Annotated in this window: 11 protein-coding genes; 2 read left to right on the top strand and 9 right to left on the bottom strand. The window is 68.6% G+C overall.

The window, feature by feature from the left end:
* Positions 1-45 precede the first annotated feature (45 nt).
* Positions 46-510, top strand: a complete 465-nt coding sequence (locus BLW75_RS09380; protein ID WP_198935732.1) for a nucleoside deaminase — start codon at positions 46-48, stop codon at positions 508-510.
* Here BLW75_RS09380 and BLW75_RS09385 read toward each other — a convergent pair.
* Positions 507-1766, bottom strand: coding sequence for a GGDEF domain-containing protein (locus tag BLW75_RS09385; protein WP_241783593.1), 1260 nt, complete (start codon positions 1764-1766; stop codon positions 507-509). The two genes, BLW75_RS09380 and BLW75_RS09385, sit on opposite strands and share 4 nt — an antisense overlap.
* Before the next feature lie 223 nt (positions 1767-1989).
* On the opposite strand from BLW75_RS09385, the gene BLW75_RS09390 reads away from it, so the two are divergent.
* A complete protein-coding gene (locus BLW75_RS09390; RefSeq protein WP_034311878.1) occupies positions 1990-2940 on the top strand; it encodes a chitinase in 951 nt (316 codons plus the stop codon).
* A gap of 87 nt (positions 2941-3027) precedes the next feature.
* Here BLW75_RS09390 and BLW75_RS09395 read toward each other — a convergent pair whose 3' ends face one another.
* The 8 genes from BLW75_RS09395 to BLW75_RS09430 all read right to left on the bottom strand — a co-directional run bounded on the left by BLW75_RS09395 (position 3028) and on the right by BLW75_RS09430 (position 12691).
* On the bottom strand, positions 3028-4590 hold the full coding sequence (locus tag BLW75_RS09395) for an ABC transporter substrate-binding protein (protein WP_034311877.1): 1563 nt from the start codon (positions 4588-4590) through the stop codon (positions 3028-3030).
* A 19-nt stretch (positions 4591-4609) separates the two neighbouring features.
* Entirely contained in the window at positions 4610-6544 is a 1935-nt protein-coding gene (locus BLW75_RS09400; RefSeq protein ID WP_244175783.1) for a hypothetical protein, read from the bottom strand.
* Between the two features lie 267 nt (positions 6545-6811).
* Positions 6812-7444 (bottom strand): hypothetical protein, encoded by a 633-nt coding sequence (locus BLW75_RS09405; protein ID WP_241783589.1) that lies wholly within the window; start codon positions 7442-7444, stop codon positions 6812-6814.
* Positions 7445-7567: 123 nt separating this feature from the next.
* Positions 7568-7837, bottom strand: a complete 270-nt coding sequence (locus BLW75_RS09410) for a hypothetical protein (protein WP_034311873.1) — start codon at positions 7835-7837, stop codon at positions 7568-7570.
* An 86-nt stretch (positions 7838-7923) separates the two neighbouring features.
* A complete protein-coding gene (locus tag BLW75_RS09415; protein WP_034311871.1) occupies positions 7924-8556 on the bottom strand; it encodes a TetR/AcrR family transcriptional regulator in 633 nt (210 codons plus the stop codon).
* A complete protein-coding gene (locus BLW75_RS09420) occupies positions 8553-9404 on the bottom strand; it encodes an SDR family oxidoreductase (RefSeq protein ID WP_034311870.1) in 852 nt (283 codons plus the stop codon). Before BLW75_RS09420 ends, BLW75_RS09415 begins: the two co-directional genes overlap by 4 nt.
* Before the next feature lie 171 nt (positions 9405-9575).
* Positions 9576-10742, bottom strand: coding sequence for an acyl-CoA dehydrogenase family protein (locus BLW75_RS09425; RefSeq protein WP_091597231.1), 1167 nt, complete (start codon positions 10740-10742; stop codon positions 9576-9578).
* A complete protein-coding gene (locus BLW75_RS09430; RefSeq protein ID WP_034311868.1) occupies positions 10739-12691 on the bottom strand; it encodes an ATP-binding protein in 1953 nt (650 codons plus the stop codon). Before BLW75_RS09430 ends, BLW75_RS09425 begins: the two co-directional genes overlap by 4 nt.
* Positions 12692-12868: the final 177 nt, after the last annotated feature.

The raw sequence follows: 12868 nt of genomic DNA on the forward strand, positions 1-12868 counted from the left end.
TGGCTAGGACGGTTAGAACCGTCCTAGCCACTCACGAGCCGTAAGGTGACCCAGGTGATCGATCCCGCGCAGCTGCTGTCCGTCGCCCGTGAAGAGGCCGAACTCGGCAAGGCCGAGGGCGGGGTACCGATCGGTGCCGCCCTCTTCGACACCACCGGTGCCCTGCTCGGCCGGGGCCACAACCGCCGGGTCCAGGACGGCGACCCGTCGATGCACGCCGAGACCTCGGCCTTCCGGAACGCGGGCAGGCGGCCGCACTACCGGGACACGATCATGGTCACCACCCTGTCCCCCTGCTGGTACTGCAGCGGGCTGGTGCGCCAGTTCGGCATCGGCCGGGTCGTCATCGGCGAGGCCACGACGTTCGAGGGCGGGCACGGCTGGCTCGAGGAGCACGGCGTCGAGATCACCCTGCTCGACGATCCTGCGTGCACCGCGCTGATGACCGAGTTCATCCGGGAGCACCCGGACCTGTGGTTCGAAGACATCGGCGTCCCCGCCGAGGGCTAGGTTTCGGCCTCGAAGACGACGGTGCGGTTGCGCCCGGCGCCCTTCGCCGCGCGCAGCGCCTGATCCGCCGCGCCGACGAGCCGGTCGAGCGTCTCGCCGCTGGCGGGATGCGAAGACACTCCGATCGAGACGGTCGCCCCGGCGAACTTCCCATCCAGTGAGACGAACGTCGAGGAGATCCGCAGCCGGATGCGTTCGGCGATCGCGTGCGCGTCGAACCGGCTCGTGCCGGGCAGCAGGACCACGAACTCCTCGCCGCCGAACCGGCCGACCAGGTCCGCGGCGCGGACCTCGGCGCGCAGAGTGTCCGCCACGGCCCGAAGAACGTCGTCGCCGACGTGCCTGCCGTGCCGGTCGTTGAGCCGGGCGAAATGGTCGAGGTCGAGCATCAGCAGCGAAAGATCGGCGCCACGGCCGCGAAGCAGCTCGAACTGGGTGCGGGCACCGTCCAACCAGGACGACGCGGTGAGCAGTCCGGTACCGGAGTCCGTGTCCGCGTGACCACGCAGGGCACGCATCGTCCCCGCCCGGTGAAGTACCACGAGCGCCCCCGCGAGTACCACGGTGACCAACGGCCAGTCCGCCGCCGACCACGCGAGCACCAGTCCGAACGCGACCATCGCCGCGTCGAAGGCGAATCCCGACGGTTCCGCCCCGAATTCGGCCGCCGGTGCGGCCAAGGCCGCGTCGACGGACAGGAAGACCAGCCCGGTCGCGAAAACCAGGGCGAAACTTTCGAAATCCCTTGCCGCGCCGATGAACGGCGGCGCGCCCAGCAATACCGGGACGATCGAGGCGCCGAGCGCGGAAAGCATGGTCGCGGACGCCGCGAACACCTGCCGATGCGGGATCCCGCGGCGGATCCGGAACCAGCGATATCCCGCGGAGGCGACGACGAGCACCGCGGCCGGCGCGGGCGGCAGAAGGAGCGCACCCGCGAAAATCCACGCCGCGTCCAGCCCTGCGCCGAGCCGGGTGTCGGCGCGGGATCGCTCGACCGGGCGGGAAAGCTCTGCGCTGAGGACCATTCCGGTTAACAGAGCGGAAAACGGAAGAAACGACGACGGCGCGGGCGGCCGCAGCACGAAGAGGTAGACGGTGGCGGCGATGGCGGCGAAGTCGACGAGGAGCAGGTATCCGATCAGGCCACGCCTGGGTAATTCCCACAGGCTCCACGACCCCAGTACCCGCCACGGCGCGGCGAGCCGGTCTCTCCGGTCGCGGCTTCCGGTCGCCATCAGGGAGTCCCCCACCATTTCGGCAAACTAGCCGGTAATCGCGATGGTGTCGATCCGCTTTCCGGGTCATGACCCCCTACTAAGGTCGGTCGTTTCCGGCGAGTATTCCGGTGAATTCTTGACAGTCCTCAATGGTCTAGTCCACCGTGAGTGAGCGCACCCTCCCGGTTGATCCGCCGCGTCAAGACGGAGGTGCTCCACACCTGCGCGCCTCGCCGCGCGCGTACCAGTTGGAGGACCGATGAAATCCTTACGACGCTGGGCAACACTGGTCACCACCGTCGGCGCCGCTCTCGCCACGGCCGCCGGCCTCGCCCCCGTCGCCTCGGCGGCCCCGGACCCGGTGCTCGCCTCTCCCTATTTGTACCAGTGGTCGGGACAGACGGACCCGATCGCCGCCATGAACGCCACCGGCGTCAAGGCGTTCACTCTCGCGTTCATCCTCTCCGACGGCGGCTGCAACCCGAAATGGGACGGCAGCCGGTCTCTCACCGGCTCCGACGCCACGATGATCGCCAACATCCGGGCCAAGGGCGGTGACGTCATCCCCTCGTTCGGCGGCTGGTCGGGCACGAAGCTCGGCCCCAAGTGCGGCACTCCCGCGGCACTCGCCGGCGCGTATCAAAAGGTCATCGACGCCTACAAACTCAAGGCGATCGACCTCGACATCGAGAACACCGACGAGTTCGAGAATCACACCGTCCAGGACCGGATCCTGAACGCCATCAAGATCACGAAACAGAAGAACCCGGGCCTGCGCGTGGTCATCACCATCCCGACCGAGGTCGGCGGCCCCAACGCGCACGGCAAGCGGCTCATCAACCAGTCGAAGGCGCTCGGCGCGGGCGTCGACGCGTGGTCGGTCATGCCGTTCAACTTCTCGAGCGGCGGTGACATGGCGGGCAAGACCCGCAGCGCCGTGGACGGGCTGAAGAACGTGGTGAAATCCGCCTTCGGTCTGAGCGACGACGCGGCCTACCGGCGCAGCGGGCTTTCGTCGATGAACGGGAAGACCGATGTGGCGGGTGAGACCGTCAGCGTCGCCGACTTCCGCGCGATCCGCGACTACGCGGCGAGCAAACATCTCGCCCGGTTGTCGTTCTGGGCGGTGAACCGCGATTGCAACAACTGTGCGGGAATCGCGCAAGGCAAGTACGACTACACCAAGATCGTGGCGGGTTATACCGGCTGACTTCCGTTCCCCACCGGTGTCAGTCCGTGAGGGGCTCCTTCCCTGCTCTCAAGGCAGGGAAGGAGGCCCTCACCACCTCGCCACCCCTCAGCGACCGCAGTCCGGCGCCGTGTTCAGCGGCCGCCCGCGCGACCACACGAGGTCGACCGGATGCACCGAACCGTCCGGATCGATCGACAGGATCGGCAACACCTTGTCGAGCTGATTTCCCGTCGTCCGATCGAAGGCGATGGCTCCGGTCGCGCCGGGCACCGAGGAATTGCAGTCGATGTTGCGCACCACGTCCGGCACCGAGACCGGATCGGCCGACACGTTGTCCCCCGCCGCCCGGACCGCGACGGCCACCGCGTCGTGCTCGATCATCGCGGCGCCGTCCCACAGTCCGCCACGCGGGAACCGCCGCGTGAACTCGGCGACGAAGTTGTCGTGGTTCTTCTTGTAGGTCGGATACGCCGGATCGGCGGCGAACATGTCCCACTGGTCGGGATAGGCCAGCGCCGTGTACCGGAGCCGGACTCCGATGTCCTTGTCCAGCGGCAATGGCTTCCCGGCGAGCGTGCTCGCGTCGTCCCCGGTCATCACGGTCACCGAGTCGAGCCCTTCACAGGCGCCGTCCCCGGCCAGCGCCTTCACGAACGCGCCGAGATCGAGCCCCCGCCCGGCGAAGTAGATGAGATCGGGTTTGGCGCCACAGATGTCGGAATGGTAGCCGCGGAACAGGTTCCGCAAATAGTCCTCCCTCGAGGCGTCGAACAACGGGATGCTGTTGTATCCCTTGGTGAAGAGAATCGGAACCTTCGACGCGCTCTGAAAGGCATCCGCGAGCGTGGTCGCGTAGGTGTCCTCCACGCCGGTGCCCCGGACCATCATCACCCGGCGGAAACCGTGCGCCGCGATGTACCCGGCGGCGGCGCGTGCCTCGTCGGTGTTGGTCGGCCCGACACGGAAGAAGTTGTCGATCCGTTTGCCCTGCGGATCGACGTTCATGTTGTCCGCGGTGACGGTGGCGCCGATCGTCGCGATGCCTTTCGCGGACAGTTCCGCGACCAGCGCCCGGCTGTGCTCCGAGCTGACCCCGACGTCGGTGACGGCGACGATGTGCTGGCTCGCCGCGGCCGCGACGATCTCCTCGGCGACGTCCTTCCAGTGGGTGGCGTTGCTGCCGTAGTTGGCCAGCAAAAGCCTGATCCCGGCCCGGCCGTTCTTCGGCCACGCGGCGGTGATGGCGCCCTGGACCTCGTGTTTCACGAAGTCGATCGGCTGGCTGTCGACCTTCGGATCCGGGGTGAAGTTCTCCAGCACCACGATGGTCCTGAAGTCGTTTCCCGCTTCGTCGTTGCGGGCCTTGATGAACTTCTCCAGTTCGGTGAACGGGTCGTTCTCCCGCATCGGACCCGACTCGAGATTGATGCCGACGCAGGCATAGGACGAACCTGACGATTTCTCGTCCGCGTCCACCGAACGCAGACCGGCCCCGCAGTTCTCCCACGGTTTGATCGCGACCAGGAGTGCGCCGAGGAGGACGACCACGACCGCCGAGAGCAGGCCGCGGTGGCGTTGCGCCCAGCCGCGCGGGCGCACCGGCGGGCCGGCGGGTGCGCGATGGCGGGTACGGGAAAGCCGGGTCTTCACCGATTCGAACCAGGACATCACGGGGTTCCGTTCGAGTTCAGGGGAACTCGCCGCGACGGGCGAGATCCTTGGCCGCTACGAGGGCGCCGACGTCGGGACGATGTGAGGTCGTGGCCAGCGCGGCGAAGGCGTTTTCGATCACCTGCTGCTGGTCCAGACCGCGGACGGCGAACGGGTTGGCGGTCAGCCAGCCGGCCGCGATGAGCCGGGCGATGTTGTTGCGGATCTCGGTCCGGCCGTCCGGATGGCAGGCGGAGTCCAGATTGACGAGTTCTTCGTACAACTCGGCATGTTTCCGCCCGGGCGGCAGGTCGTCCGGCGCGTGCAGGACGAGGTGGAGCTTCGCGATCCACTCGGCGTGCGGGATCCGGTTGAACTCGCTTTCGAAGAAGCGGACCACCGCGCCGATGTCGCCCAGCGCGAGGTTGCAGTAGGCCAGGCGCACGGGGTCCTGCGCGGTGTCCGGGTCGTCGCGCAGCGCCTCGAACTGACCGGCGTAGGTCGGCCCGTCATCGCGCCGGGCCAGCGCGGACACCAGGTTCGCGGCGATCCACGGGTGCAGGGCGGCCTGGTCCTCGGTGGTGGCGGTGGAATTCTTCGCCGTCACCCACAGCGCGATGCGCAGTTCGGTCAGGATCCGCCCGACGTGCGGCTGGTCGATCCGGCTCTGCGCGGCGTCCGGGATCAACCATGGCGCGGTCGCGAACGGGGCGGCGGTCACGAAGTCGTCGATGTGGACGCCGTCGAGATATTCGGTCAGGCCCAGTTCCTTCAACCTGTGGTAACACGGATCCTGCTCGCCGTCCGCAGCGGTGGTGAGCACGTCGCGGGCGCCTTCCCGCACGTCTCTTCCCCGCAACGTGCCCGCGATCCGCTCGATCGCCGACGGCAGCCCGCCGGTCGCCAGATGCGCGAGTTTCACCTTGGGGGTCGTCGCACCGGAATCGAGGACACGCGCGATCTGCCCGATCGGCTGCGGCGTGAGCATGACGGGGTAATAGGGGGATTCGAGTTCCCCCGCGCGCGGATTCGCCCAGTCCTCGTAGCCTGCCTCCTCGCAGGCGACCACCGGCCGGACCGCGGGCGGCGCCGAAGCCGCCGGTTTCCACGGCGCCAGCCACGCCGTTCCCCAGTCCTGGTGCCACCGTCCGCTGGTGGCGACGATCAGCAGCGCGTCGTGGGTGTCCCGGTCGTTCGGGTGGTGCAGGACGTACCGTTCCCGCGCGGCGATCAGATCGGCGAGGAACTCGGTGCCGCCGGCGTGATGGACGTCGTCCAGCAGCAGCACCCAGTTGTGCCAATGCCTGCGGCGCTCGGAAAGGTCACAGGCACACGGGCTCTTCTCCTCCGGTTTGGCCATCCTCCGATGGTTCTCCCGGACGTCGCCGAGGAAGGCCGCGATCAGCCATTCGGTGACCGCCTTGTCGTCCCTGGCGGTGCCGTGGGCGAGCCGGTTGAGTTCGATCAGCGCGTCGAACGGATCCTTGCCCTCGGCGTTCGGGAAGTCGGCGAGGTACTTCAACGCCTTGCCGAGCCGCGGCCGGATGTTCCGGACCAGATGCGGGAACGCCTGGCGGAACACGTCTGCGTAAGCGGATTCGACGAGACCCGTCGCCTTCGCGGTATCCGTCAGCGTGGTGAGCAATTCGTCGGCCTGCGGAGTCCAGCGGATTCCGTGGAAAGTGGTGATCAGCGTCTTGAGCTGATCCCGGTCGTCATGACGATTTCGTCCCGGCAGATCCGCCTGGACGGCGATCAACGCAATGGTGAAACGCACGAACTGCGGTTTCGGTCGATTCCGCCATTTGCTCGACAGCGCGTAGGCCAGCTTCGTCAGCACGTCGACCGTGCTCGGCCGGTCGCCGCGCCCGAAGTCGAACCCGGCGTGCACGACACCCCAGCCGAGATCGTGCCGGATCGCCTCCAGCGCCGTGCTCTTACCCGAGCCGACCGGGCCGAGCAGCAGCGTCACCGGCTGCGGCCTTGAAGGTGCCCCCACCTCGCGATTGATCAGCATTCTCCGAGTGAGCTTCACCGCGGGAGAATGTCGCCCCACACTCATCTTTCCTGTTCAGCCCCTAGCTGTGGTCCGGAAGGGATCGAAGATTGCGGACCATCGTAGGGAGCTGATCGAACCCAGGGCACAGGAATGGGCGTACCGGACACGAAAGGACGAAATCCGGGGAGAACCGTAATCATTATTCGACGGTGAGCGATACCTCTGCTCACCCGATCGGCGCTATCTGCCCCATTGCGGCCAGCGGCCGCCGCCGGGATATCCGCCGTGATTCCAGTCGTAATACCACTCGTGATGACCGGCGCGCGGATCCGGCCGTTCCTCGGGCGAAGGCGTGGGCGTCGGTGACGGCGTCTCCGAGCCGTGCATCGACGCGGTCATCGGCGGCGGAGGAGCGACGCTGCCACCCGAGGGCCCCGACGGGACGGGCGAAGACACCGCGTCGTCCGGGACCTCGACGGCCTGCGGCGCGATGGTCGGCGACGGCGGCGGGAGCGGCGCCCCCGGGATGACCTCGGTCTGGTCGGCCGGGGCGAGCAGCACGGCGAGCAGCCCGCCGACGACGAGACCACCCGCCGAAAGCGCCGAGATCCGCCGAATCCTCCCGCTCCCGGGAGCGGCCTCCGGAGCCCGGTGCTTCGGGCCTCGCGGCCCCCGGCGGCGGGGTGCCGCGCCGGCTTTCCGCATCAACTCGCTGAGTGTCTGGTGGTGAACCCTCGTCCGCGCTCGACGTCGCCAGGGCGCGACCCGGTCTTTCAGCTCGCGAAGGGCGCCCTGCCACCGCGATGGCGTGGCCTTCGGCCGGAGCGGGTTCAGGGCGTCCCCGCCGGAATCGTGGCGAGCCGTGCGTGCCATCGGCACCTCCCTACCCGGTCCGTCGCTCGACGGCGACGGCCTCGTCCCGGGGTGGATCCTAGGAAGGCGGGAGGTGGTTGTAAACGGTCGTCGTCCACTGCGGACAGACGATGCGGTGAAGGGTCAGGCTGCTGCGGTGACCGCGATGGCGGCTTCGCCCGCCTCGGTCAGCTCGGCGGGCACGCGGCCGGTGACCGCGGCGGGGCCGGTGGACGCGCCGGGGCGGATGTAACCGCCGCGGGCGAGCGCGTGCGCGGTCATCTGATCGCAACAGGCGAACCCGTCGATGAAGAGATCCGGCTCGCAGCTGCACGACATCTGGGCACGGCGCGCCGCGACCGCTCGCAGCATCGCCATCGCGCGATGGGACAGTTCGATCTCTGAACCGGACACCGGACGGACCTCTCTCGATCAGCCACCTGAATCAGCAGCACTCACACCGTGTTATCGGTCGCTGCTCCATCAGTGTTAACAAGATCTCAGACGTTGTCGGTGTCTTCTCGGTTCCGTGAGATCTTCGCCGACGCCAGTGGCGGCTCGAGGACCCGTGCCCACTGGGCGACGATCTGCTTGCGCCGCTTCGTGTCGTCGGTCAGCAGGTTGGCCAGTCCCAGGCCGCGGGCAAGATCGAGAGTGGCCTGGACCAGCTCGCGAACGCCCTGGTGGGACTCGTCGACACCGAGCAGCTCGACCGTCACCCGGTGCGCTTCCCGGCCGACCCGCGCCTCCAGCGGCACCAGGGTCGCGCGCAGCGACTCGTCGGTCGACGCCGCGACCCAGAGGTGGAGCGCGGCACGGAACAGCGGCCCGCTGTAGAGATTGAGCACCATGTCGACGGCCCGCTCGATCCGCGACCGCCCCGACGGCAGGTCCGCGGCGCGGGCGCGCAGTTCCACGATCTGGATCTCGCCGACGTGCTCGACCGCGGCCGCGACCAGATCCTCCCTGGTCGGGAAGTGGTGCTGGGCGGCACCGCGGGAAACACCGGCGCGTTCGGCGATCAGCGCGACGGTGGTCCCGTTCCAGCCCAGCTCCCCGATCGTCTCGACGGCGGCCTCGACCAGCCGCCGCCGAGTCGTCCGGCTGCGCTCCTGTTGTGGTTCGCGGATCATGGCCCTGATTCTGGAGTACGTGCTTCGACCCAGAAATCGAGCTGCAGGTCTTCCTCCCGCCCGCCGACGCGGTACTTCGAGAAGTCCGTCACCCCTTCGGCGGCCAGCACCTCGTCGTCGAGGTAGAAGTTCCCCGTCGCCTCGCTGCTCGGCTTGGTCAGGATCGCGTGCGCCGCGTCCGCCATGATCTCCGGCGTCCGCGACTTGGCCGCCAGTTCCGCGCCGACGACGTTGCGGATCGCCGCGGTGTCGATCGTCGTCCGAGGCCACAGCGAGTTCGCCGCGATCCCGTACTGCCGCAGTTCCGCGGCGAGCCCGACCGTCACCAGGCTCATCGAGTACTTCGCGATGCTGTACGCGAGGTGCCCGGCCCGGAACCACTTCTCGTCGAGGCTGATCGGCGGCGACAGCGTCAGGATGTGCGCGTTCTCCGCCTGCTTCAGGTGCGGGATGGCGAGTTTCGACAACAGGAACGACCCGCGCGCGTTGATGTCCTGCATCAGGTCGTACCGCTTCATGCTGACCGTTTCGGTCGGTGTCAGGTCGATCGCGCTGGCGTTGTTGAGCACGATGTCGATACCGCCGAACTGCTCCGCGGTCCGCGCGATCGCGGCCTCGACCGACGTGTCGTCCCGGACGTCGCCGACGATCGGCAGCGCCTGCCCGCCGGCGTCCTCGATCGCCTTGGCGGCGGTGTAGAGCGTTCCCGGCAGTTTCGGATGCGGCTCGGCGGTCTTGGCGAGCAGGGCGATGTTCGCTCCGTCGCGGGCCGCGCGGACCGCGATGGCTTCGCCGATCCCGCGGCTGCCGCCGGAGATGATGATCGTCTTGCCGTGCAGCGTGCTCATGCGTTCGCCTTCCGTGGTGGGCTCGGGAGTCTGGCGTGCGGGGCCCCCGCTCACCGGTCCGTGAAGGCCTCTTTACCTACCCTGAAGGTAGTGAAGGGGCCCTTCGATACCGGCCGAGGTGAGCCGCCCGACTTGCCTCATCCCTCACTGACCGGCCTCGCCACTCACGAGTCAGTAGGACCGGGGCAGGCCAAGACTGTGCTGGCCGACGAAGTTGAGCACCATCTCGCGGCTCACCGGCGCGATCCGGCCCAGCCGGACGGCCGTGACCAGCGTGCCCAGCCCGTATTCGCTGGCGAGACCGTTGCCGCCGTGGGTCTGCACGGCCTGGTCGACCGCGCGGATGGCGACCTCGGCGGCGGCGTACTTCGCCATGTTCGCCGACTCGCCGGCGCCGAAGTCGTCCCCGGAGTCGTAGAGCGACGCCGCCTTCTGCGTCATGAGCTTCGCCAGCTCCAGTTCGATCTTGATCTCCGCCAGCGGATGCGCGAGACCCTGATGTGTGCCGATCGGCGCGCCCCACACCTTGCGCTCGTTGGCGTAGGAGACGGCCTTGCCCAGCGCGTAGCGGGCGATGCCCAGCGAGAACGACGCACCCATGATGCGTTCGGGGTTGAGCCCCGCGAACAGCTGCGCGATCGCCGCGTCCTCCTCGCCGACCAGCGCGTCGGCGGGCAGGTGGACGTCGTCGAGGAACAGGCCGAACTGCTTCTCCGGCGAGATGATGTCCATCTCGATCTGCTTGTACTCGAAACCGGGCGTGTCGGTCGGGACGGTGAACAGCGCGGGCTTGAGCTTGCCCGTCTTGGCGTCCTCGGTACGGCCGACGACCAGGACGGCGTCCGCCTCGTCGACACCGGAGATGTAGACCTTCCGTCCACTGAGGACCCAGCCGTCGCCGTCACGTTTCGCGGTGGTGGTGATCTTGTGCGAGTTCGACCCGGCGTCCGGTTCGGTGATCGCGAAGACCATCCGCCCGCTGCCGTCGGCGATCCCGGGCAGCCAGCGCTTCTTCTGCTCCTCGGTGCCGAACCGCGAGATCACCGTGCCGCAGATCGCCGGCGAGACGACCATGAGCAGCAGCGGACAGCCCGCCGCGGCGAGTTCTTCGAGCACCGCGGCGAGGTCCGCGATACCCGCTCCCCCGCCGCCGTACTCCTCGGGCAGGTTCACGCCGAGGTAGCCGAGCCGTCCGGCCTCGGCCCACAGCTCGTCGGTCTTGAGCCCGGCACGGGCCTGTTTCGCGTAGTACTCGTGCCCGTACTTCTTGCCGAGTTCGGCGACCGCGGCCCGCAGCGCGACGCGCTCCTCGGGCTCGGTGAAGTTCATCGCGTTCATTCGTCGTCTCCTACCACCGCGAGGATCGTGCCCACTTCGACCTGTTGTCCGACCACCACCGGGAGTTCCGTCACGACGCCGTCGGCGGGCGCCGCGATCCGGTGTTCCATCTTCATCGCTTCGAGCCACAGCAACGGATCGCCGGTCTTGACCGTGTCGCCCGCTTCGACCGCGAGCCGGACCACCGTGCCCGGCATCGGCGCCACGAGCGATCCGGCGGCGAGCGCCGCGTCGGGATCGGTGTACCTCGGCACCACATCCAGTTCGACGGCGCCTTCCGGCGAGTCGACGTACACCGTGTCGCCGTACCGGGCGACGGCGAACTTCCGCCGCACCCCGGAAACCTCCAGGACGACCGCGCCGCTTTCGGCGGAAACCAGTTCGACACCTTCGAAACCGTCGGCGCGCAGACCGTTCCGGCCGAGGCTGTAGCCGACCTCGATCTCGTCGCCGCCTTGACGAAAACGTTTGCGCTGCCCCTGGGAGCGGACGTTGCGCCAGCCGCTCGGCAGCCGCCGCTGCACCCGCGCTTCCGAGCGGTTCGCCGCCGCCCCCGCCAAAGCGGCGGCCAGCGCGGAAATCCGTACAGTGTCCACAGTGGCCAGTGGACGGGCCAGGGTTTCGAGTCCGTGCCGGTCGAAGAACGCCGTATCGGTCTCGCCGGCGAGGAAGGCCTCGTGGCGCAGGACGTTCACCAGCAGATCGCGGTTGGTCACCACGCCGTGGATCTCCGCACCGGCCAAAGCGCCGGCCAGTGCCCGTGCGGCGCTCCGGCGGTCCGGGGCGTACGCGATGACCTTGGCGAGCATCGGGTCGTAGTGCACGCCGACGGTCTGGCCGCTGACGAAACCGGAGTCCAGCCGGACACCCGGACCGACTTCGAATGCCCGCCGCGCGGCGGAAACCTCGAACCGGTGCAAAGTGCCGCTCTGTGGCTGCCAGCCCTCGGCCGGATCTTCGGCGTAGAGCCGGACCTCGATCGCGTGCCCCCGTGTCTCCGGCTCCTCGATCGGGAGGTGTTCACCCTCGGCGATCCGCAGTTGCAGCGAGACGAGGTCGAGTCCGGTCGTGGCCTCGGTGACCGGGTGTTCCACCTGGAGCCGGGTGTTCATCTCCAGGAAGTAGAACCGCCCGTCCGGTCCGGCGAGGAACTCGACCGTCCCGGCGCCGACGTAATCGATCGCCTGTGCGGCCTTGCGCGCGGCGTCGAACAACGCCTCCCGCATGGCTTCGTCGACGAACGGCGACGGCGCCTCTTCGACGACCTTCTGGTGGCGGCGCTGGATCGAGCATTCACGCTCCCCCACCGCCCACACCGTGCCGTGGGTGTCGGCGAGCACCTGGACCTCGATGTGACGGCCGGTCTCCAGATATCGCTCGCAGAACACCGTCGGGTCACCGAACGCCGACGCCGCCTCCGCGCTCGCGCCTTCGACGGCTTCCGCGAGTTCGCCGAGCGAGCGCACGACACGCATCCCGCGTCCGCCACCCCCGGCGGAAGCCTTGACCAGCAAGGGAAGGTCGGCTTCGGTGACCTCGGCCGGGTCCAATTCGGACAGGATCGGGACTCCGGCTTCGGCCATCATCCGCTTGGACTCGACCTTCGAGCCCATGCTCTCGATGGCTTCCGGCGGCGGGCCGACCCAGGTGAGCCCCGCGTCGATCACGGCACGGGCGAACGCGGCGTTCTCGGACAGGAAGCCGTAGCCGGGGTGGATCGCGTCGGCGCCGGTCTCGACGGCCGCCTTGATCAGCAGCTCGGCACGCAGGTACGTGTCGGCGGGCGCGTTGCCCGGCAACCGGACGGCGACGTCCGCCTCGGCGGTGTGCGGAGCGTCGGCGTCCGCGTCGGAGAACACCGCGACCGTGCCGATCCCGGCGTCGCGGCAGGTGCGGAACACGCGGCGGGCGATCTCACCGCGGTTGGCGACCAGAAGTTTCTCGATCATGCCGCTCACTGTCCTTTACGCGAGATTGCGCGTGTCCGCGATCGGGCCGGCAGGGCACGACTTCGCGTAGCACCCGCACTGTGGGTCGACAGGCGCCCTGCCATCCCGCTAACGGGGCCTTCGGCCGAGCACGCGCCTTGACGTACATCTGGTTGCCGCGACATCAGTCTGCTCCGC

Origin of the sequence: Amycolatopsis lurida, assembly GCF_900105055.1 — a bacterium.
Taxonomy (GTDB): domain Bacteria; phylum Actinomycetota; class Actinomycetes; order Mycobacteriales; family Pseudonocardiaceae; genus Amycolatopsis; species Amycolatopsis lurida.